We start from the raw sequence: 21253 nt of genomic DNA on the forward strand, positions 1-21253 counted from the left end.
GCCGCGGCCCTCGCCCTCATGGATGGTGCGTCCGTCAGCCGGCGTCGACCAGCTGCTCCTTGAGCGAGTCGATCGCGCCCGCGAGCGTCTCGACGTGCATGCCGAGGCCCTCCGCGATCGCGTCGGCCGGCAGCTCGCCCGCCGAGATCTCCTCGAAGAAGGCGCCGGCGGTCGGCCGGTAGTCGTCGAGGTCGGCGAGCGCCTGCTCGGCACCGGCGGCGTCGTCGCCCGCGATCGCGACCGCGTAGTCGACGAAGAAGCCGATGTGCTCGCGCCACAGCTCGAGGAACGCCGTGCCGTTCTCCTCACCGGCGAGCGAGCCGATGGCCTCGCTCAGCGCGACCGAGTTGGCGTCGAGCGTCGCGGCAGCGCCCTCGAACGCGGGCGACTCGGGGCCGCCCTCGGCCGTGTAGGCGGTGAAGACCGCGATGCCGGCGAGGTAGACGTGCTCCTGCAGGCCCGCGACCAGCTGCGAGCGCAGCGTCGAGGCCTCGTCGGAGACGTCGCCCTCGAGGCCCGCTGCGGCGGCGAGGCCGCCGGAGAGCGTCTCGGCCGACATGACCACGTGGCCCGCGGCCTCCTGCAGCACGTCGGTCGCGTTCGGCTCGCCCGCCGCGAAGGCGTCGATGGCGGCGCTGAGCGTGTCGACGTGCATCGTCAGGCTCTCGGCGACCGCGTCCGCAGGCAGCTCGCCGCCGGAGATCGACTCGAAGAACGCGCCGGCCTCCTCGGTGTAGCCCTGCAGCTGCATGAGCGCCTCGTCGGCCGCTGCCTGGTCGCCGCCCTTGACGGCCACCGCGTAGTCGACGAAGAAGCCGATGTGCTGGCGCCACAGCTCGAGGAACGCCGCGCCCTGCTCCTCGTCGGAGAGCGACGCGACCGCCTCGGAGAGGTCGACCGAGTTGGTGTCGAGCGCTGCCGCAGCAGCCTCGAACTGGGCCGAGTCGGCGCCCGCGTGGTAGGCGGTCGCGACCGCCATGCCGGCGAGGTAGACGTGCTCCTGGAGGAGCGACGTCAGGTCGGCGCGCAGGTTGGCCGCGTCGGACTCCGCCTCACCGGGGATGTCGAGCGCGCCGACGAAGCCGCCGGCGAGCGTCGTGGCCGTCATGGGCATGTGGCCGGCGGCGGTGCGCGCGTCGGCGAACGGGTCGCCGGTGCCGGCAGGCATGAGCATCGAGCCCGACTGGGTCTCCATCGGCGACGCCGAGGTCTCGGGGGCCGTGCTCGTGCCCGGGTCGGCGGGCGACGAGCACGCGCTCGCCCCCAGGATCACGGCGGCGGCGCTGAAACCGACCGCCGTCCGGAGGAAGATGGACTTCCGCATGGTGCGACTCCTCTGTGCTGGGGATGCCCTGCATCCCTCGTCGTGTTGCGTGCATCAGGGGTTCGCCGCCCTCGGGCGAGCGGATTGGACGGGTTCAGCCGGCGGGCGCCGTCACGAAGTCGATGAGCTCCTCGACGCGGGCGAGGAGGGCCGGCTCGAGGTCGTTCCAGTCGCGCACCCGGCCGCGGATCCGCTGCCACGCGTGCGCGACATCCGCCTGGCTCTCGTGCGGCATGCCGAGGCGGCGCAGCGTGCCGCGCTTCCAGTCCTCGCCGCGCGGCACATCCGGCCACCGCTCGATGCCGAGGCGCGCCGGCTTCACCGCCTGCCAGATGTCGATGTACGGATGCCCGACGACGCGCACGTGCGCACCGTGCGGTCCGCGCATGACGGCCTCGGCGATCCGCGTCTCCTTCGAGCCGGGCACGAGGTGGTCGACGAGGATCCCCAGCCGGCGCGAGCGCGTCGGGGCGAACTCGGCGACGATGCCCGCGAGGTCGTCGACGCCGTGCAGCGGCTCGACGACGACGCCCTCGACGCGCAGGTCGTGGCCCCAGACCTGCTCGACGAGCTCGGCGTCGTGCGTGCCCTCGACGAGGATGCGGCTCGGGAGCGCGACGCGGGCCTTGAGCCCCTCGACCGCGCGCGAGCCGGACGCGGTGCGGGTCGGCGCCGCCGCCCGGGTCGCCGTGGGCGGGACGAGCTCGACCTCCGTGCCGTCGACCAGGAACCCGCGCCCGAGCGGGAACAGGCGCACCCTGCCCGCGCGGTCCTCGAGGCGCACGTGGCCGGCCTCGATGCCGACGACGGCGCCGACGAACCCGTCGACGCGCTCGACCACGAGGTCGCGCTCGGCGGCGACGCGCGCGGGCGGCGCGGGGCGCCGGGCGGCCTTCGCCTCGGGCGAGAGCACGTCGCCGCCCCACGATTCCCAGTCCACGAGCACCGGTCGATCCTAGCCGCGCAGCCTCGCCACGGCCTCGAGCGCCGCGAGGTCGCCCTGCACGAGGATCCGCGTCACGACCGACGCCTCCCAGCGCGCGAGCCCGTCGCGCACCCGCTCGATGGGGCCGACGAGCGCGATCTCGTCGACGAGCGCCGTCGGCACCGCCGCGATCGCCTCGGCCTTCCTGCCCTCGAGGTAGAGCTCCTGGATGCGCAGGCACGCCTCCTCGTACCCGAGCCGCGCGACGGCGTCGAAGTGGAAGTTCGCGCCCTTCGCGCCCATCCCGCCGACGTAGAGCGCGATCATCGGCCGCACGCGGTCGGCAGCCGCCTCGACGTCGCGGTCGACGACGATCGGCACCGGCACCGACACCTCGAACGCCTCCGCCGGCGGCAGCGACGGGTCGCGCTTCGCGAACCCCTCCGCCAGCAGCGCGCGCGAGGCGGCGTCCTGCGAGGGCGAGTGGAGGAACGGCAACCAGCCGTCGGCGATCTCGGCGGCGAGCGCGGTGTTGCGGGGCCCCTCGGCGGCGAGGTGGATGGGGATGCGCGGCCGCAGCGGGTGGAGGGTCGAGATGAGCGGCTTGCCGAGCCCCGTCGTCCCCTCCCCCGTGCGCGGCAGCGGCAGCTGCGGCCCTGGCGCCGTCACGGGCGCCTCGCGCGCCATGATGCTGCGCAGGATCGCGACGTACTCGCGCGTGCGCGCGAGCGGCTTCGGGAAGGGCTGGCCGTACCAGCCCTCGACGACCTGCGGCCCGCTGACGCCGAGCCCGAGGATGACGCGGCCGCCCGAGAGGTGGTCGAGCGTCATCGCGGTCATCGCCGTCGAGGCCGCGGTGCGCGCCGAGAGCTGCGCGATGCCGGTCGCGAGCCGGATCCGCGACGTCGACGCGCCCCACCACGCGAGCGGCGTGAACGCGTCCGAGCCGTACGCCTCCGACGTCCAGACCGAGTCGAAGCCGAGCCGCTCCGCTGCGAGCACCGCCTCGAGCGCTCCCGCGGGCGGGGCCGATCGCCAGTAGCCGAGCATGTAGCCGTAGTCCATGGTGCGATCCTGCCAAGCCCCGCCCCGCGCATCCGCCCGCTTGTCCCGGATGCACGAGCCGCGGGCCGCTTCCGTAGGCTCGGCCCATGGACTTCCGCATCTTCACCGAGCCCCAGCAGGGCGCCTCCTACGACGAGCTGCTCGCGGTCGCGCTGCGCACCGAGCAGCTCGGCTTCGACGGCTTCTTCCGCTCCGACCACTACCTGCGCATGGGCGACGGCGACCCCGGCTACGGGCCGACGGATGCGTGGACGACGCTCGCGGGGCTGGCGCGCGACACCGACCGGGTGCGGCTCGGCACGCTCGTCTCCTCCGTCACCTACCGGCAGCCGGGCATCCTGGCCGTGCAGGTCGCGAACGTCGACCAGATGTCGGGCGGGCGGGTGGAGCTCGGGCTCGGCACCGGATGGTTCGCCGAGGAGCACTCGGCGCTCGGCATCCCCTTCCCGGAGCGCCGCTTCGACCTGCTCGAGGAGCAGCTGGCGATCGTGACGGGCCTGTGGCAGACGCCGCGCGGCGCCCGCTTCTCGTTCGACGGCGACCACTACCGCCTCGACGACTCCCCGGCGCTGCCGAAGCCGGTGCAGGAGCGCATCCCCGTGATCGTGGGCGGGCTGGGCGAGCGGCGCACCCCGCGCCTCGCAGCCGAGTTCGCCGACGAGCACAACCTCTCGTTCCCCGCGTTCGACCGCATCCGGCCCCTCTTCGCCGCCCTCGACCGCGCCATCGAGCGCGCCGAGCGCGAGCGGCCCGTCGTGCGCTCGGTGGCGCTCGTCGCGTGCGTCGGCGAGGACGAGGCGTCGTTCGCGCGGCGCGCGGCGGCGATCGGCCGCGAGTCGGCGGAGCTGCGCGAGCACGGCGTGGCGGGCACGCGCAGCGAGGTGCAGGACCTGCTCGGACACCTCGCCGACGACGGCGTGGAGCGGGTCTACCTGCAGGTGCTCGACCTCGGCGACCTCGATCACCTCGACGAGCTGGCGTCGTTCGCAGGCGTCTCGCCCGTCGCCCGGTAGGGCCCGGGCATGCGGAAGGGGGCCGCCCGCAGGCAGCCCCCTTCGTTGCGGTGCGTCGAGCGTCAGGCGCTCGTGCGGCCGCGGTTCTTCGTCACGAGGCCCCAGACCAGCAGCACGATGATCGCGCCGACGATCGCGACGATCCACGTCTGCAGCGACCAGAAGTCCTCCAGGCCGACACCGAAGATCATCGATCCGAGCCAGCCGCCGAGCAGTGCTCCGACGACGCCCAGGATGAGGGTCATGATCCAGCCGCCGCCCTGACGGCCGGGGAGGATCAGCTTTGCGATGGCCCCAGCGATGAGGCCGAGGACGATCCAACCGAGAATGCCCATGTGTGTGGTCCCTTCTCCGAGACAGCGGTGCAAGGGTTTCACTCCGCTGGGCCCCCGCAATTCGGGGAACCAGGAATGAGCGTACCCCGGTACCTTGAAGATTCCTGGAGAGTTCCTGGTCAGCTGCTAGCGCGCTCCAAGACGATCTCCCGCACCCGGGCCGCGTCGGCCTGGCCGCGCATCGCCTTCATGACCGCCCCGATCACTGCGCCGGCCGCCTGCACCTTGCCGTCGCGGATCTTCTGCAGCACGTCGGGCTGGGCCGCGAGCGCCTCGTCGACCGCCGCCACGAGCGCCGACTCGTCGGTGACGACCTGCAGGCCGCGCGCAGCCGCCACCTCGCTCGGGCTGCCCTCGCCCGCGATGACGCCCTCGAGCGCCTGGCGGGCGAGCCGGTCGGTGAGGGTGCCCTCGTCGATGAGGCGCTGCAGCTCTGCCACGTGGGCCGGCTCGACGAGCGTCGACGCGTCGACGCCGCGCTCGTTGGCGACGCGCGCGAGCTCGCCCGTCCACCACTTGCGCGCCGCCTGGGGGGCGGCGCCTGCGGCGACGGTCGCCTCGACGACGTGCAGCATGTCGCCGTTCACGACGTCCTGGAACTCGAGGTCGCTGAAGCCCCAGTCGCCCTTCAGTCGCCGGCGGCGCGCGACGGGCTGCTCGGGCAGCAGCGCGCGCAGCTCCTCGACGAGCTCGCGGCTCGGCTGCACGGGCAGCAGGTCGGGCTCGGGGAAGTAGCGGTAGTCGTCGGCATCCGACTTCACGCGGCCGGCGCTCGTCGTGCCGGTGTCCTCGTGCCAGTGGCGGGTCTCCTGCGTGATCGTGCCGCCGTCGGCGAGGATCGCCGCCTGCCGCTGGATCTCGTAGCGCACGGCGCGCTCGACGGAGCGCATCGAGTTGACGTTCTTCGTCTCGGTGCGCGTGCCGAGGCGCTCCTGGCCGCGGGGGCGCAGGCTCACGTTGGCGTCGCAGCGCAGGTTGCCGCGCTCCATCCGCGCCTCGGAGATGCCGAGCGAGAGCACGATGTCGCGGATCGCGGCGACGTAGGCCTTGGCGAGCTCGGGCGCGTCGTGCTCGGCGCCGAAGATCGGCTTGGTCACGATCTCGACGAGCGGCACGCCTGCGCGGTTGTAGTCGACGAGCGAGTACTCGGCGCCCTGGATGCGGCCGGTCGAGCCGCCCACGTGCGTGAGCTTGCCGGCGTCCTCCTCCATGTGCGCGCGCTCGATGGGGATCGTCACCCGACGCCCGTCGGCGAGCTCGATCTCGACCTGCCCCTCGAACGCGATGGGCTCGTCGTACTGCGAGATCTGGTAGTTCTTCGGCACGTCGGGGTAGAAGTAGTTCTTCCGCGCGAACCGGCTCGACTCGGCGATCTCGCAGCCGAGCGCGAGGCCCAGCGCGATCGAGTGCCGCACGGCGAGCGCGTTGACGACGGGGAGGCTGCCCGGGAGGCCCAGGCTCAGCGGGTCGACGAGCGTGTTCGGCTCCACGTCGTGGAAGTCCGGATGCGCGGGGTTCGGCGCCGCCGAGAACATCTTCGTGCGCGTGCCGAGCTCGACGTGCACCTCGAACCCGAGCACGGGCTCGAAGAGCTCGAGCGCCCGGTCGAAGTCCATCAGCTTGTCCTTCATCGCGCCGCCTCCGTGCGGTCGGTCCCTGAGGAGCCGCCGGCGGCGTCTCGAAGGGTAGGTGCCTTGGTGGTGAGGATGCCGCCCCAGCGCTCGGCGAGCAGCGCCTCGATGGCGGCGCCGGCGCGGTAGAGCCGGTCGTCCTCGAACATCGGAGCGAGCAGCTGCAGGCCGACGGGCAGGCCGTCGTCGCCCAGCCCCATCGGGAGCCCCATGCCGGGGATGCCGGCGAGGTTCGCGGGGATCGTCGTGATGTCGTTGACGTACATCGCGAGCGGGTCGTCGAGCTTCTCGCCCAGCTTGAACGCCGTCGTGGGCGCCGCGGGGCTGATGAGCAGGTCGGCCTGCGCGAAGGCGGCGTCGAAGTCGCGCTGGATGAGCGTGCGCACCTTCTGCGCGGAGCCGTAGTAGGCGTCGTAGTAGCCGGCCGAGAGCGCGTAGGTGCCGAGGATGATGCGGCGCTTGACCTCGGGGCCGAACCCGGCCTCGCGGGTCGCGCCCATCACATCCTCGACCGTCTGGCCCGGCCGCTCGACGCGGAGCCCGAAGCGCACCGAGTCGAAGCGGGCGAGGTTGCTCGACGCCTCGGCGGGGAGGATCAGGTAGTACGCGGCGACGGAGTACGCGAACGACGGGCAGGAGACCTCGACGACCTCGGCCCCCGCATCCGTCATGAGCTGCACGGCCTCCTGGAAGCGCGCGTCGACGTCGGCGGCGATGCCGTCGCTGTCGAGCTCGCGCACGACGCCCACGCGCAGGCCGCGCAGGTCGCCCGCGGCGGCGCCCTCACGGGCGGCGGCGGCGAACGACGGCCAGTCGCGGTCGAGGCTCGTCGAGTCGTGCGGGTCGTGGCCGCCGATGACGTCGTGCAGGAGCGCCGAGTCGAGCACCGTGCGCGTCACGGGCCCGACCTGGTCGAGGCTCGAGGCGAGCGCGATGGAGCCGTAGCGGCTCACGCCGCCGTACGTGGGCTTGACGCCCACCGTGCCGGTCACGGCCGCCGGCTGCCGGATCGAGCCGCCGGTGTCGGAGCCGAGCGCGAACGGCGCCTCGAAGGAAGCGACCGCCGCCGCCGAGCCGCCGCCCGAGCCGCCCGGGATGCGCTCGAGGTCCCACGGGTTTCGGGTGGGGCCGTAGGCGGAGTGCTCGGTCGACGAGCCCATGGCGAACTCGTCCATGTTGGTCTTGCCGAGCGGCACGAGGCCCGCAGCCTTGAGGCGCGCGACGGGCGTCGCGTCGTACGGCGGCACCCAGCCCTCGAGGATGCGCGAGCCCGAGGTCGAGGGCATGCCGACCGTGCAGAGCACGTCCTTGATGGCGACGGGCGCGCCCGCGAGCTCGTGCAGCTGCTCGCCGCTCGCGCGTCGCTCGTCGATCGCGCGCGCCTGGTCGATCGCGCCGGCGTTGACGTGCAGGAAGGCGTGCAGCTCGCCGTCGACCGCGGCGATGCGGTCGAGGTGCGCCTGCGTCGCCTCGACGCTCGAGACCTCGCCGGCGGCGAGGAGCCCGGCGAGCTCGTGCCCGGCGAGGCGGGTGAGGTCGGCGCTCACTGCTCCTCCCCCAGGATCGCCGAGACGCGGAACCGCTCGCCGTCGTGGCTCGGCGCGCCGGCGAAGACCTGCTCGCGCGTGAGCGTCTCGCCCACCTCGTCGTCGCGCATGACGTTGGCCATCGGCACGGGGTGGCTCGTGGCGGGCACATCGGGCCCGGCGACCTCGCGCACCTCGGCGATGGCGTCGACGATCTTCGACAGCTCGGAGGTGAGGCTCGTCACCTCGTCGTCGGTGAGCGCGATGCGGGCCAGTCCAGCCAGGTGCTGGACCTCCTCGCGGGTGATCTCGGACATGCGTCTCCTCGGTCGTCCCCGGCGCGGCCGGGATGCGTGGGGGTCGCCCCAATCCTACGGGCGCGCCACGAGCAGCCAGGCCGCGAGCGCCTCGAGCACGACGGCCGCGGCGATGCACCACCACCGGAGGTCGGATGCGACGGCGAGGGCCTCGCGCACGACCGCGCCGGGCCGGTAGGAGGGCCGGGTCCAGGCGCCGACCACCGTGCCGTCGATGCCCTCGTCGGCGAGCAGCCAGGCGGTGCGGTACGCGTGGTACTCGCTCGTGACCACCGCGAGCGGCGCGCGCCCTGGCCCCGTCACGAGGGGGCGCGAAAGCCGCAGGTTCTCGCGCGTCGTGGCCGAGGCCTGCTCGAGGTCGATAGCGTCGGCGGGAACGCCCAGGTGCCGCTCGAGGTGCTCGGCCATCGCCGAGGCCTCCGTGCGCACCTCGTCGGGGCCCTGCCCGCCGGCGACGACGATGCGCGCGTCGGGGCGACGGGTGCGGGCCGAGCGCCACACCGCCGCGCCGCGCTCCACGCGGCGGCGCAGCAGCGGCCCGACCTCGCGGCCGCGGAGGCCCGCGCCGAGGATGAGCACGGTGCCGGGGGCAGGGGCGGCGCGGCTCGCTCGAGCGTGGATGAGCATGGCCATCGCGAGCACCGCGGCCGCGAGGCCCGCCGCCCACAGCGGCAGCGCGAGCAGCAGCGCCGCCCGCCCGAGCGCCGGCTCGACGGCGACGAGCGCCACGATCGTCACGGCGAGCAGCAGCATCCCGGCGCCGAGCCCGGCGATGAGCACGTCGATGCGCCGCACGCGCACGAGCCTCGGCAGCATGAGCGCGTGCCAGAGCGACGCGCCGCCGAGCCCCAGCGTCGCCACGAGCGCCGCGGCGGCGAGCAGCGCCCAGCCGCCCTCGGCCGCCGGCACGTCGAGCCAGGCGGCGACCGGCCGGCGCAGCACGCGCGTGAGCAGCAGCGTGCCCGCGGTGACGATCATCGCGGCCCAGAGCGCGGGCCGGACCAGCCGCATCCGTCGTCCGCCCCTCACGGTCAGCACCCTAGTCCGCCCGGCGCGGCCGCTTGCGCGCTGATCGAACGTGTGTTCGAATGGATGCCATGCGATGGGACGGGCAGACGGCGACCCACGTCGACGCGGATGCGCTGCCGGGGCTCGAGGAGCGCGGGAGCGTGCTCGACGCGTGGCCGACCCCGGGCTTCGACGGCGCGTGGTTCCTGGAGGTGACGGCCAGGAGCGCGCTCAACCACGTCGCCGGCGACGGCTTCATGGGCGGCGCGTGGACGATCAACCCCTACCGCGGCTGCCAGCACGCGTGCCGCTACTGCTTCGCGCGGAAGACGCACACCTACCTCGACCTCGACGCGGGCGCCGACTTCGACTCCCGCATCGTCGTGAAGGCCAACCTCGTCGAGGTGCTCGAGCGCGAGCTCGCGGGCCCGCGGCGCGAGGTCGCCGCCGTGCAGCTGGGCACGAACACCGATCCCTACCAGCGGGCCGAGGGCCGCTACCGGCTCATGCCCGGCGTGCTGCGCGCGCTCGCCCGCCACGGCGCATCCATCTCGATCCTCACGAAGGGGACGCTGCTGCGCCGCGACCTGCCGCTGCTCGCCGCGATCGCCCGGGATGTGCCGGTGTCGATCGCGATGTCGATCGCGATCTTCGACGACGAGCTGCAGCAGCAGGTCGAGCCCGGCACGCCCACCACCCGCGCGCGGCTCGACACCGTGCGCGCGGTGCGCGACGCGGGCCTCGACTGCGCCGTCTTCGCGATGCCGATCCTGCCCGGCCTCACCGACACGCGGGCGCACCTCGAGCCGGCGTTCGCCGCGATCGCGGAGGCGGGCGCGACGAGCGCGATCGCGAGCGCGCTGCACCTGCGGCCGGGCGCCCGCGAGTGGTACATGGCCTGGCTGCGGCAGGAGCATCCGCACCTCGTGCCGCTCTACGGGCGCGTCTACGGCGGCGGCACCTACGCGCACCGCGACTACCGCGACTGGCTGCGCGCCCGCGTCCGCCCGCTGCTGCGTGAGCACCGGCTGGCCCCGGTGCGCACGAGCGCCGGCACGGGGCTCGCCGCTCCCCCGCGCCGGGCGACGCAGCTGCCGTCGACGAGCGGGCCGGTGGCCGTCCCCGTGCCCGCCCCCGCGGTGCCCACCCTCTTCTAGCGACGCGGCCAGTGCCAGGAGGGCTGGTCGAGCGGGCCCTCCCGGCCCGCGACCCGCGTCTCGCCCGAGACCTTCTCGAGCTCGACGCGCAGCCCTCCGAGCTCGTCGGCGAGCGCCGCCTGGTGCGTGACGACGAGCACCTGCGTCTCGCTCGCGGCGTCGCGGATGCGCGCGGCGAGCGCGGGCAGGAGGTCGGCGTGGAGGCTGCGCTCCGGCTCGTTGAGCACGATGAGCCCCGGCTTCTCGGCGGAGAGCATCGCCGCGGTGAGCAGCAGGTACTGCAGCGTGCCGTCGGAGAGCTCGGGCGCCGACAGCGGCCGCAGCATCCCCGGCTGCTCGAGCGCGACCGTCATGCGGCCGTCGACCACCGGCAGGCGCAGGCGGGAGCCGGGGAAGGCGTCGGCGACCGCGCGCTCGAGCTCGCGATCCCAGCCCATCTCGATCGCGGTCTGCAGCACCGCCGCGAGGTTCGCGCCGTCGTCATCGAGCCTCGCCGCGCGCGTCGCGACCTGCGGCTGCCGGGCGGGAGCGCCCGCGTCGGTGCGCAGCGCGTCGTGGAACCGCCAGCCGCGCAGCATGCGGCGCGTGCCCGCGAGCTCGGCGGCGTCAGCGCGCCCCGCGAACTCGTCGAGCACCGACGCCCAGGGGTGCATGCCCGCGGCGAGGTCGCTCCAGCCGTCGTCGAGGCGCACGCGCGCGGCGCCCCGCCGCCGCTCGACGAGCACGCCCGCCGGCCGCGGGTCGGAGCCTGCGAAGACGTGCTCCTGCTTGATCTCGGGATCGAGGTCGAAGGCGCTGCGCTGCGCGACCGGCAGGCCGAGGTCGATCGCGTAGCCGAGGCTGTCGGTCGCGACGCCGAGGCGCAGCGCGACCGGCCCCGACCGCACGGTGCCCTCGGTGCGCTGGCCGGCCGCCGTGCCGCGCTCGGGCCCCGCCCACCGCACGGCGTCGAGCCCGCCGACGCCTGCGAGCGACGCGATGATGCGCCCCTCGCCGCAGTCGGCGAGCAGCCGCAGCGCCCGGTACAGGCTCGACTTGCCCGATCCGTTCGCGCCCGTCACGACCGTCAGCGGCGCGAGGTCGACCACGAGGGACCGGATCGAGCGGTAGCCCTCGATCGCGAGCCGCGAGATCACGCGCCGAGCAGCCCGCGCGCGTACGCCGCCTGGCCGGCGTGCTGCACGTCGTCGTCGACGATGCTCACGAGGCGCGCGCCGAGCGTCACCGGCGGATCCCACGCCTCGTCGACGACGCGGTCGAGGTCGTCGGCGTCGAGCGTGCCGAGGTAGCGCTGCGTCGCGGCGTGCACGGCGTCGAGGTAGTCGAGCAGGGCCTCGGCCGACTCGGGGCGCACCGCGCGCACGTCGTCGGGCTCGTGGCCGTAGCCGGTGTCGGCGAGATCCGGGTCGCGCCCGAAGCGCGCCGCCCAGTCGCCCTGCAGGTAGACCTGCTCGGTGCCGGCGACCGCGGCGACCTGCGCATCCTGCCCGCGGGCGAGGTGCCACACGAGCCAGCCGATCGGGTTCGCGCTCCCGCCCGGCGCCTCGACGAGCTGCTCGGGCGTGAGGCCGCGCACCGCGCGGCGGGCCTCGTCGGGGATGCGCGAGAACGCCTCGGCGAGCACGGCGACCGCGTCCATCAGGCCTCGGCTCCCGTCTCGGCCGCGGGCAGCGCATCCGGCCCCTGCTCGACGAGCACGCGGAACTGCGCGGCGTCGAGAATGCGGATGCCGAGGTCCTCGGCCTTCGCGAGCTTCGAGCCCGCGCCCGGCCCGGCGGCGACGAAGTCGGTCTTCTTCGAGACGCTCGACGCGGCCTTGCCGCCGGCCGCGATGATCGCCTCCTGCGCGCCCTCGCGGGTGTAGCCCTCGAGCGTGCCGGTCGCGACCACGGTGAGGCCTGCGAGCACGCCGCCGCGCTCGCCCGCCTTGCCGGGGCCGGGGTGACCGGGCGTCGCGAACCGCACGCCCGCGTCGCGCCACGCGCGCACGATCTCCTGGTGCCAGTCGACGGCGAGCCACTCGACCACCGCCTCGGCGATGGTCGGGCCCACGCCCTCGACCTCCGCCAGCTCCTCGGGGGTCGCCGCCTCGATCGCCGCGAGGGAGCCGAACCAGTCGGCGAGCGCGCGCGCCGCCACGGGCCCCACGTGCCGGATGTTCAGCGAGACGAGCTGCCGCCACAGATCCTTGGTCTTCGCGCGCTCGAGCTCGGCGAGCAGCGTCTCGGCCTGCTTCGACGGCTGCGGCCCCTCGGCGCCCGCCTTCCGCTCGGCGGCGCTCGCCGCGCGCTGGAAGGGCCGGCGCACGACCGGCGCGCCCTCGTCGTCGAGCTTCGGCTGCCCCGTCTCGGCGTCGCGGACGATCACCTCGATCGGCACGAGCTGCTCGAGCGTGAGCGCGAACAGGCCCGCCTCGGTCGCGAGCGGCGGCTCGGCGGGCACGCTCGGCTGCGTCAGCGCCGCCGCCGTCACCTCGCCGAGCGCTTCCACGTCGAGCGCCCCGCGGCTGCCGATGTGCTCGACGCGGCCGCGCACCTGTGCCGGGCAGTCCTTCGCGTTGGGGCACCGCAGGTCGACGTCGCCCTCCTTCATCGGGCGGAGCGTCGTGCCGCACTCGGGGCACGCGGTCGGCATCACGAACTCGCGCTCGGTGCCGTCGCGCAGCTCGACCACCGGCCCGAGCACCTCGGGGATCACGTCGCCGGCCTTCCGCAGCACGACCGTGTCGCCGATCAGCACGCCCTTGACGCGCACGACGTCCTGGTTGTGGAGCGTCGCCTGCCGCACGACCGAGCCGGCCACGTGCACCGGCTCCATGTTCGCGTACGGGGTCGCGCGCCCCGTGCGGCCCACGCTCACCACGATGTCGAGGAGCTTCGTGTGCACCTCCTCCGGCGGGTACTTGTACGCGATCGCCCAGCGGGGCGCGCGCGACGTCTGCCCGAGCTCGTCGTGCAGCGCGAGCTCGTCGACCTTCACGACGATGCCGTCGAGCTGGTGCTCGACCGCGTGCCGGCGCTCGCCGAAGCGCTCGACGTAGGCGACGACGTCGTCGATGCCCTCCAGCACCTCGACGTGCGGGCTCGTCGGCAGGCCCCAGTCGGCGAGGAGCCCGTAGACCTCGCTCTGCGCCGCGACCGGCGGATCGGGCCAGGCGCCGAAGCCGTGCACGTACATCGCGAGCGCCGCGATGCGCTCCTCGCCCGCCTCGCGCTCGAGCCCGGTCTTCTTCTCGAGCTGCTGCCGCAGGCCGCCCGAGGCGGCGTTGCGCGGGTTGGCGAACGCGGGGAATCGGCGCGCTGCGCGCTCGGCCGCGCGCTCCTCGTCGAACTCGGCTCGGCCGGGCGCCGGGCGACGCGCGTGCTTCGCGCGATCCTCCTCGACCGAGCGGCCCCGCAGCTCGGCCTGGAGGGCGTTCAGCCGCTCGAAGGCCTCGACGGGGATGAAGACCTCGCCGCGCACCTCGACGAGCGCGGGATGCCCCGAGCCCGCGAGCCGCTCGGGCACGCCCGCGACGCGCAGCGCGTTGACCGTCACGACCTCACCGACCCGGCCGTCGCCGCGCGTGGCGGCGGAGGTCAGCTCGCCGTGCTCGTAGCGCAGCGAGACCGCGAGGCCGTCGATCTTCAGCTCGGTCAGCCATCGCACCCGCCGCCCTGCCGCGGCCTCGACCTTCGCGCACCACTCCCGGAGCTCGTCGACCGAGAAGACGTTGTCGAGGCTGAGCATGCGCTCGCGGTGCTCGATCGTCGGCAGCCCGCTGCCGGTGCCGCCCTGCACCGCCTGGGTCGGCGAGTCCTGGCTCTGCAGCTCGGGGTGCTCGCGCTCGAGCGCGTCGAGCTCCTGCACGAGGGCGTCGTAGGTCGCGTCGTCGATGAGCGACTGGTCGCGGTCGTAGTAGGCGGCGCTCGCCTCCTCGATCTGCGAGCGCAGCTCCTGCGCCCTGGCGTTCGCGTCGCTGAGGGAGGCCTCGGCCTCGATTCCCACCATGCTCCCATTCTGCACTCAGGTGCTGACAGCCAGGCTGTCCCGCAGTGTCCTATGCAGCGGCTGTCGATCTCCACAGCGATTCCTCGCATGCGGCCAATCCGCCCCGGTCGGGGCTCCGAACCCTGACCGACATCCCGCGCCGACCCGGCGCAGGCCGGCAACGGCCCAGACAGAAGGAGAAGTCATGTCCCAGTCCCCCAACCGCCTCGTCGCCACCGTCTTCGGCGCCGTCTACCTGCTCGTCGGCGTCCTCGGCCTCTTCGTGGCCGGCTCGAACTTCGCCGGGGAGGAGGGCGGGCTGCTGCTCGGCATCTTCCAGGTGAACCACCTGCACAACATCGCCCACCTGCTGATCGGCGCCGCGCTGCTGGCCGCCGGCCTGCGCAGCACCGCCGCCGCGAAGCGCGTCAACGTCACCGTCGGCGCCGTCTACCTGCTGCTCGGCATCGTCGGCTTCTTCCTGGTCGGCACGGCGCTCAACATCCTGGCGCTCAACACGGCCGACCACATCCTGCACCTCGCCTCGGCGATCGTGCTGCTCGGCACGGGCCTCGCCCTCGACCGCAGCACCACGACCCGCCACGCGGCGGCGTAGGACCGACCATGGATGCGCTGATGCGGATCTGCGGAGCCGTGGCAGCGCTCGGCGCGGCGCTCATCGCACTCGCGGTGGGCGCCGCGGCACCCGTCTGGATCGCGGTGCTCGTGCTCGCCGCCGGCGCCGCGCAGCTCGCGGTCGCGGTGCTCGCCCTGCGGGGCAGCCCGCTGCCGGGGCCGGCGATCCTCGCCCCCTTCGCGGCACCGACCGCGGTCTGGCTCGCGGCGCTCGTCGCCGCCCCTGCCGCGGCGTCGTCCCTCCCCCTCGGACCGATGCTCGCCGAGACGGGGCTCGCGCTCGGCGCCGCCGCGCTGCTCGCCCTCGGCCGCCGCACGAGCGCCGAGCCGCGGGCGCTGCCGGCGCTGCTGGCCGTCGCGGCCTCGGCGGCCGTCGTCGCCACCGTCGCCACTGCGGCCCTCGCGGGCACGAACGCGGGCGCCTTCGCGCAGCCCCACGGCGAGCACGGCGCGGCCGTCGACGCCCCCGCCGACGAGCCGGCGCTCGAGGGCCCCGTGCTCGTGGAGCACAGCGGCCACTGAGGCCTCCCTGCCGCTGCCGGGCCGACCTGACGCGTCAGGCGGGCACGGCGTCGGCCGCGACCGTGCGGTCGATCGTGCACTGCCCGAGCACCCGGGTGCCGAGGTAGAGCACCGCCGACTGCCCCGTCGCCACGCCGCGCAGCGGCGCGGCCGGATCGATCACGAGCTCGTCGCCCACCATCCGCGCCCGCGCGGGCACGGGGTCGGCGTGCGCGCGGATCTGCACCTCGACGTCGAGGCCCTCGGCGAGGCCCGGATGCGCCGGCCCGGCGTGGGAGACGCGGGTGCCGGCCAGCCGCGACACGGCCAGGGCCTCCTCGGGCCCGACGACGAGTTGCCGGGTCGAGGGCTTCACCTCGAGCACGAAGCGCGGCCTGCCGTCGGGCGAGGGCACCCCGAGCGAGAGCCCGCGGCGCTGGCCGACGGTGTAGCCGTGCACGCCGCCGTGCTGGCCCACGACCGCGCCGTCGCGGTCGACGATCTCGCCGGGCTCGGCGCCCAGCCGCTCGGCGAGGAAGCCGCGCGTGTCGCCGTCGGGGATGAAGCAGATGTCGTGGCTGTCGGGCTTCTGGGCGAGCAGGAAGCCGCGCTCGGCGGCCTCCGCGCGCACCGCCGCTTTGGTCGGCGTGTCGGCGAGCGGGAACCAGCAGTGCCGCAGCTGCTCCTCCGTCAGCACGCCGAGCACGTACGACTGGTCCTTCGCCCAGTCGGCGGCGCGGTGCAGCTGCGGCCCGTCGTCGCCGTGCTCGACGCGCGCGTAGTGGCCCGTGACGACACGGTCGAAGCCGAGGCCGATCGCGCGGTCGAGCAGCGCCTCGAACTTGATGCGCTCGTTGCAGCGCAGGCACGGGTTCGGCGTGCGGCCGGCCGCGTACTCGTCGACGAAGTCCTGCACGACGTCCGCGTGGAAGCGCTCCGAGAAGTCCCACACGTAGAACGGGATGCCGAGCCGGTCGGCGACCCGGCGCGCATCCATCGCGTCCTCGACGGTGCAGCAGCCGCGGCTGCCGGTGCGGAGGGTGCCCGGCATGCGGCTGAGCGCGAGGTGCACGCCGACGACCTCGTGGCCGGCGTCGACGGCGCGCGCCGCGGCGACGGCCGAGTCGACCCCGCCCGACATGGCTGCCAGCACCTTCATGCGCTCCCCCTCGCATCCAGGCTACCGATCGGCGGGCGCGGCCCGGCGGCTCGTGGCACTCTGGTGACGTGACGGATGCGCCCAGCTCGAGCCCCCTGCGCGTCTCCGTCGTGATCCCGGTGCTCGACGACGCGCCCGCGCTCGCCCGCTGCCTCGAGCGGCTGCGCGCGCAGACCGTCGCGCCGCTCGAGGTGATCGTCGTCGACAACGGCTGCCGCGACGACTCGGCCGCGGTCGCGCTCGCCGTCGGCGCGCGCGTCGTGCACGAGCCGCGGCCCGGCATCCCCGCGGCCGCCGCGGCCGGCTACGACGCCGCCGCGGGCGACGTCATCGCGCGCTGCGACGCCGACTCGGTCGTGCCCGCCGACTGGATCGAGCGCATCCGCGCCGCCTTCGCCGCCGACCCGGCGCTCGAGGGCCTCACCGGGCCCGGCAGGTTCCACGACCTGCCGCCGCGCTGGACGGCCATCGCGAGCACCGCCTACGCGCTCGGCACCTTCGTCGCGGGCGGCGCCGCGATCGCGAACGTGCCGCTGTGGGGCTCGAACATGGCGCTGCGCCGCTCGACCTGGACGGCCGTCTCGCCGCTCGTCGAGCGCGACGACCCGGCCCTGCACGACGACCTCGACCTCACGATGCGGCTCGGCCCGTGCGCGCGGCTGCGGTTCGACCGCGACCTGCGCGTCGAGGTGGAGGGACGCATCTTCCGCAGCCCCGACGACGCGCGCGACCGCGTCGCCGTCGCGATGCGCACGTTCCGCCGCAACTGGGAGGCAGAGGGGTCTCCCGGCCGCCGCTGGGTGCTGCGCGCGGGCGGCCCCGACCTGCGCGCCCGCACGTGACCTGGCTCGCCTCGCAGGGGCGCTGGCTGCCGGGCGACGCGCTGCGGCTCGTGGTCGCGGCCTCGGTGCCGCTCGCCGGCGCGGTCGCGGGCGGCCCATCGGCTGCCGCGATGCTCCTCACGCTCGGCGGCGCGATGGCGCTGCGCTTCGCCCGGGTGCCGACCGTCGCCGACCTCGTCGGCCAGGCGGTGCTGCTCGCCTCGGCGTGGTTCGCGGTGACCGGCGCCTACGAGGTCGTGCCCTGGCTCGACGTCGCCGCGCACGTCGGCAGCGGCGCGGTGCTCGCGCTGCTGACGCGCGACGTGCTGCTGCAGCTGCGACTGGTGCCGGCGGAGCCGGGGCGGCGGGATGCGGTGGCCCGGGTGCTGCACGTCACGAGCGCGGTGGTCGTGCTCGGGCTGCTGTGGGAGCTCGGCGAGTGGGCGGGGCATGCGCTCCTGACGGAGACGATCCGCGTCGGCTACGAGGACACCCTCACCGACCTGCTCGCCGACGGCGCGGGCGCACTGGCCGCGGCCGTCGTCGCCGAGCGCGTCGCGGCCCCGCGCCGTGCGGTGCGCTGAGGCGCGAGGGGCCGAGGGTCAGCGCAGCGCGCGCGCCCGCGCCACCGCGGTGGGCAGCGCTCCGAGCAGCGCCTCGACGTCGTCCTCGGTAGTCGTGCGCCCGAGCGAGAGCCGCAGCGGCGCGACGCCGCTGAGCCCGCACGCGCGCACCACGTGCGACTCGCGCGCGACGCCCGCCGAGCACGCCGAGCCGTTGGAGACCGCGAAGCCCGCCTCGTCGAGCAGGAACTGCAGCGCCTCGCCCTCGGCGCCCTCCACCACGAGGTGCGCGATGTGCGGCAGGCGCGGCTCGGCGACCAGCAGTCGCACGCCCTCGATCGCCGCGGCGGCCGTCAGGATGCGCTCCGTGAGCGCCCGCAGCCGCGCCGCCTCGGCGTCGAGCTCGGCGAGCGCCTCCTCCGCGGCGAGCGCGAAGAGCGACGCGCCGAGCGCATCCTGCGTGCCCGACCGCAGCCCGCGCTGCTGGCCGCCGCCGTGGTGCAGCGCCTCGAGGCGCGCGTCGCGCCGCACGACGAGCGCGCCGACGCCGTGCGGTCCGCCGATCTTGTGGCTCGCGACGCTCATGAGCGCCGCGCCCGTCTCGGCGAACCGCAGCGGCACGTGGCCCAGCGCGCCCACGGCGTCGAGGTGCAGCGGCACGCCCGCGCGCGCCGACGCATCCGCGACCGCCTCGACCGGCTGCAGCGAGCCCACCTCGTTGCTCGCGACGAGCATGGTCGCGACCGACGCGCGGCCGCCGTCGACGAGCGCCGCCGCGACCGCCTCGGCGTCGGTGACCGCGTGCGCGTCGACGCCCACCCAGCGCACCGGCGCCCCCTGCCGCTCGAGCCACGCGACGGCGTCGAGCGTCGCGTGGTGCTCGGCGACCGGCACCACGAGCGCGCCGGGCTCGCCCGCGTCGCGCGCCGCCCACCAGGCGCCCTTGAGGGCGAGGTTGATGGATTCGGTGCCGCCGGAGGTGAGGACGACCTCGGTCGGGTGCGCCCCGAGCACCGCCGCGAGCCGCTCCCTCGCATCCTCGAGCACCGCCCGCGCGCGCTGCCCCTCGCGATGGGTCGAGGCCGGGTTCGCCAGGGGCGCGGCCTCCGCGAGCGCCCGCTGCACCGACGGCCGCATGCTGGTCGCCGCGGCGTGATCGAACAGGCGCATGCTCCCCTACCCTAGAGCGCGTGGATCAGCCAGTCCGAGCGCGAGGCATCGAGCGCACCGCAGCCGGGCACCGGCTCACCGTCTGGTCGCAGCACGCGACCGCGATGGAGCTGCGCGTCTTCGACCGCGACGACCCCGACTGGCTGCTGCACACGGTGCCGATGGAGCGGGTCGGCGACGACTTCACGATCGACTCCGAGCTGCTGCAGCTCGGCACGCCGTTCGCGATCGGCGTGCACGGGCCGAGCGGGCCGGGCCACGCCTTCGACCCCGAGCGCCACGCGGTGCCGCCGCATGCGCGCGGCATCGTGCGCACCCCGCACGGCCAGCACCGCGCGACGGTCATCGACCCCGCCTTCGACTGGGGCGGCGTCGCGCGGCCGACGGTGCCGCTGTCGCAGCAGGTGATCTACGAGGCGCACGTGAAGGGGCTCACGAAGCTCAGCCCCCACCTGCCCGCCGAGCTGCGCGGCACCTACGCCGGCCTCGCGCATCCGTCGACGATCGCCTACCTGCAGGACCTCGGCGTGACGACGGTGCAGCTGCTGCCGATCCACCTGTTCGTCTCCGAGCAGCGGCTCCTGCAGCAGGGCCGCGTCAACTACTGGGGCTACAACACGCTCAGCTTCTTCGCGCCCCACGGCGCCTACGCGTCGCGGCGCGCGCAGTTCGACGGCACCGGCGGCGTGCTGCGCGAGTTCAAGGGCATGGTGCGGCTGCTGCACGAGGCGGGGCTCCAGGTCTACCTCGACGTCGTCTACAACCACACCTCCGAGGAGGGGCTCGGCGGGCCGCCCTCGAGCCTGCGGCTCATCGACAACGCCTCCTACTACCGCGTCGCCGACGACGGCGGGCTCGTCGACTGGACCGGCTGCGGGAACACCGTCGACTTCTCGGTGCCGGCCGCGCAGCAGCTCGTCATCGACTCGCTGCGCTACTGGCACCAGGACATGCAGATCGACGGCTTCCGCTTCGACCTCGCCCCGGTGCTCGGCCGCGGCGCCGACGGCGCCTTCGACCCGCAGCACCCGCTGCTGCGGCGCATCCTCACCGACCCCGGGCTCGCCGACGCGACGATGATCGCCGAGCCGTGGGACGTGGGCCCCGACGGCTGGCAGACCGGCCGCTTCCCCGACGGCTTCAGCGAGTGGAACGACCGCTACCGCGACACGGTGCGGCAGTTCTGGCTCAGCGACTACCGCTCGTTCCGCCACGGCGGGCAGGGCGCGACCGGGGTCGGCCCGCTCGCGCACGCCGTCTCGGGCTCGGAGGGACTCTTCGCGAGCGGGCGCGGGCCGCTCGAGAGCGTCAACCTCATCACCGCCCACGACGGCTTCACGCTCACCGACCTCACCCGCTACGACCGCAAGCACAACGAGGGCAACGGCGAGGAGAACCGCGACGGCGCCGACGAGAACCGCTCCTACAACCACGGCGTCGAGGGCCGCACCGAGGACGTCGCGATCCAGCTCGACCGCCGCCGGTCGATGCGCAACCTGCTCGGCACGCTGCTCGTCTCGGCCGGCGTGCCGATGCTCACGATGGGCGACGAGTTCGGCCGCACCCAGCGCGGCAACAACAACGCCTACTGCCAGGACTCGGCGCTGACGTGGATGCGGTGGGACCGGAAGGACTGGCAGGACGCGTTCCACGCGCAGACGCGGCGGCTCCTGCAGCTGCGGCGCGAGCACCCGGCGCTCCGCCCCCTCGAGTACGGCCAGACCGATCAGCGCGTCGCCGGCTCCTCGCGCCTCGACTGGTTCAACGCCGTGGGGCTGCGCATGACGATCGACGACTGGGACCACTCGCACGACCGCACGATGCAGATGCTCGCCGAGTCGACGCCCGTCGAGGAGCCCTACTCGCGCGTGCTCGTCATCTTCCACGGCTCCCCGCGCGACGTCGAGGTCACGACGCCGGAGGCCGACGGCGCGACCGAGTACCGGCTGCTGTGGGACTCGGCGGCCGACCACCAGGGCGACGAGCTCGTCGCCCCCGGCGACCGAGTGCCGATGGCCGCGATGAGCATGCGCGTCTACGCCGTCGCCGGCACGCCGACCGCAGGCGAGCCGGAGGCGACCGTGGTGCGCCTGCGCACCCCGCCGTCGCCGCCGGCCGCCGACCCGGCCTGAC

Annotated in this window: 20 protein-coding genes; 7 read left to right on the forward strand and 13 right to left on the reverse strand. The window is 74.8% G+C overall.

The genetic code is table 11. The annotated features are described in order from the left end of the window. Positions 1–34: 34 nt before the first annotated feature. The 3 genes from MU522_RS12480 to MU522_RS12490 form a co-directional block, all read right to left on the reverse strand. Positions 35–1324, reverse strand: coding sequence for a hypothetical protein (locus MU522_RS12480; RefSeq protein ID WP_246991440.1), 1290 nt, complete (start codon positions 1322–1324; stop codon positions 35–37). Between the two features lie 94 nt (positions 1325–1418). Next, positions 1419–2264 (reverse strand): DUF3097 domain-containing protein, encoded by an 846-nt coding sequence (locus tag MU522_RS12485; protein ID WP_246993558.1) that lies wholly within the window; start codon positions 2262–2264, stop codon positions 1419–1421. A 15-nt stretch (positions 2265–2279) separates the two neighbouring features. After that, positions 2280–3314, reverse strand: a complete 1035-nt coding sequence (locus MU522_RS12490; RefSeq protein ID WP_246991442.1) for an LLM class F420-dependent oxidoreductase — start codon at positions 3312–3314, stop codon at positions 2280–2282. A gap of 86 nt (positions 3315–3400) precedes the next feature. Between MU522_RS12490 and MU522_RS12495 the strand changes: the two genes are divergently transcribed. Beyond that, positions 3401–4327, forward strand: coding sequence for an LLM class F420-dependent oxidoreductase (locus MU522_RS12495; RefSeq protein ID WP_246991444.1), 927 nt, complete (start codon positions 3401–3403; stop codon positions 4325–4327). A gap of 62 nt (positions 4328–4389) precedes the next feature. On the opposite strand, the gene MU522_RS12500 is transcribed toward MU522_RS12495, so the two are convergent. The 5 genes from MU522_RS12500 to MU522_RS12520 form a co-directional block, all read right to left on the reverse strand. After that, positions 4390–4662 (reverse strand): GlsB/YeaQ/YmgE family stress response membrane protein, encoded by a 273-nt coding sequence (locus tag MU522_RS12500; RefSeq protein WP_246991446.1) that lies wholly within the window; start codon positions 4660–4662, stop codon positions 4390–4392. Between the two features lie 119 nt (positions 4663–4781). Then, positions 4782–6293, reverse strand: coding sequence for an Asp-tRNA(Asn)/Glu-tRNA(Gln) amidotransferase subunit GatB (gatB, locus tag MU522_RS12505; protein WP_246991448.1), 1512 nt, complete (start codon positions 6291–6293; stop codon positions 4782–4784). Continuing rightward, positions 6290–7840 carry an Asp-tRNA(Asn)/Glu-tRNA(Gln) amidotransferase subunit GatA gene (gene gatA / locus MU522_RS12510; protein WP_246991450.1) on the reverse strand — a complete coding sequence of 517 codons (1551 nt, stop codon included), beginning with the start codon at positions 7838–7840 and terminating at the stop codon, positions 6290–6292. Before gatA ends, gatB begins: the two co-directional genes overlap by 4 nt. Beyond that, positions 7837–8136 carry an Asp-tRNA(Asn)/Glu-tRNA(Gln) amidotransferase subunit GatC gene (gene gatC / locus MU522_RS12515; protein ID WP_146356921.1) on the reverse strand — a complete coding sequence of 100 codons (300 nt, stop codon included), beginning with the start codon at positions 8134–8136 and terminating at the stop codon, positions 7837–7839. The genes gatA and gatC overlap by 4 nt, the downstream gene beginning before the upstream one ends. A gap of 54 nt (positions 8137–8190) precedes the next feature. Then, the gene (locus MU522_RS12520; protein WP_246991451.1) at positions 8191–9165 is read right to left on the reverse strand and encodes a YdcF family protein; all 975 of its coding nucleotides are present in this window, start codon (positions 9163–9165) and stop codon (positions 8191–8193) included. Between the two features lie 59 nt (positions 9166–9224). Between MU522_RS12520 and MU522_RS12525 the strand changes: the two genes are divergently transcribed. Then, positions 9225–10301: an Rv2578c family radical SAM protein gene (locus tag MU522_RS12525; protein WP_348645599.1), complete on the forward strand. Its 1077-nt coding sequence runs from the start codon at positions 9225–9227 to the stop codon at positions 10299–10301. On the opposite strand, the gene MU522_RS12530 is transcribed toward MU522_RS12525, so the two are convergent. Genes MU522_RS12530 through ligA form a run of 3 tightly spaced genes read right to left on the reverse strand, consistent with a single transcriptional unit; the run spans position 10298 to position 14291 of the window. Continuing rightward, complete coding sequence (locus MU522_RS12530; protein ID WP_246991452.1) at positions 10298–11437, reverse strand: AAA family ATPase; 1140 nt, start codon at positions 11435–11437, stop codon at positions 10298–10300. The genes MU522_RS12525 and MU522_RS12530 overlap by 4 nt on opposite strands. Beyond that, a complete protein-coding gene (locus MU522_RS12535) occupies positions 11434–11940 on the reverse strand; it encodes a DinB family protein (protein WP_246991453.1) in 507 nt (168 codons plus the stop codon). The genes MU522_RS12530 and MU522_RS12535 overlap by 4 nt, the downstream gene beginning before the upstream one ends. After that, the gene (ligA, locus tag MU522_RS12540; protein ID WP_246991454.1) at positions 11940–14291 is read right to left on the reverse strand and encodes an NAD-dependent DNA ligase LigA; all 2352 of its coding nucleotides are present in this window, start codon (positions 14289–14291) and stop codon (positions 11940–11942) included. The genes MU522_RS12535 and ligA overlap by 1 nt, the downstream gene beginning before the upstream one ends. Positions 14292–14475: 184 nt before the next feature. Here ligA and MU522_RS12545 point away from each other — a divergent pair, with 184 nt between their 5' ends. Together MU522_RS12545 and MU522_RS12550 are read left to right on the forward strand one after the other, a co-directional pair. Further along, positions 14476–14886, forward strand: coding sequence for a DUF4383 domain-containing protein (locus tag MU522_RS12545; protein WP_146356911.1), 411 nt, complete (start codon positions 14476–14478; stop codon positions 14884–14886). A gap of 20 nt (positions 14887–14906) precedes the next feature. Then, a complete protein-coding gene (locus tag MU522_RS12550) occupies positions 14907–15428 on the forward strand; it encodes a hypothetical protein (protein WP_128188694.1) in 522 nt (173 codons plus the stop codon). A 34-nt stretch (positions 15429–15462) separates the two neighbouring features. Here MU522_RS12550 and mnmA read toward each other — a convergent pair whose 3' ends face one another. Continuing rightward, the gene (gene mnmA / locus MU522_RS12555; protein ID WP_246991455.1) at positions 15463–16566 is read right to left on the reverse strand and encodes a tRNA 2-thiouridine(34) synthase MnmA; all 1104 of its coding nucleotides are present in this window, start codon (positions 16564–16566) and stop codon (positions 15463–15465) included. Positions 16567–16634: 68 nt separating this feature from the next. Here mnmA and MU522_RS12560 point away from each other — a divergent pair, with 68 nt between their 5' ends. Together MU522_RS12560 and MU522_RS12565 are read left to right on the forward strand one after the other, a co-directional pair. Beyond that, a complete protein-coding gene (locus MU522_RS12560; RefSeq protein WP_246991456.1) occupies positions 16635–17408 on the forward strand; it encodes a glycosyltransferase family 2 protein in 774 nt (257 codons plus the stop codon). Then, positions 17405–17971, forward strand: coding sequence for a hypothetical protein (locus tag MU522_RS12565; RefSeq protein ID WP_246991457.1), 567 nt, complete (start codon positions 17405–17407; stop codon positions 17969–17971). Before MU522_RS12560 ends, MU522_RS12565 begins: the two co-directional genes overlap by 4 nt. 18 nt (positions 17972–17989) lie before the next feature. Here MU522_RS12565 and MU522_RS12570 read toward each other — a convergent pair whose 3' ends face one another. Then, entirely contained in the window at positions 17990–19120 is a 1131-nt protein-coding gene (locus MU522_RS12570; protein WP_246991460.1) for a cysteine desulfurase family protein, read from the reverse strand. 20 nt (positions 19121–19140) lie between these two features. On the opposite strand from MU522_RS12570, the gene glgX reads away from it, so the two are divergent. Beyond that, a complete protein-coding gene (glgX, locus tag MU522_RS12575; RefSeq protein ID WP_246991462.1) occupies positions 19141–21252 on the forward strand; it encodes a glycogen debranching protein GlgX in 2112 nt (703 codons plus the stop codon). Position 21253: the final 1 nt, after the last annotated feature.

Source organism: Agrococcus sp. SCSIO52902, from assembly GCF_022983135.1.
Classification (GTDB): Bacteria; Actinomycetota; Actinomycetes; order Actinomycetales; family Microbacteriaceae; genus Agrococcus; species Agrococcus sediminis.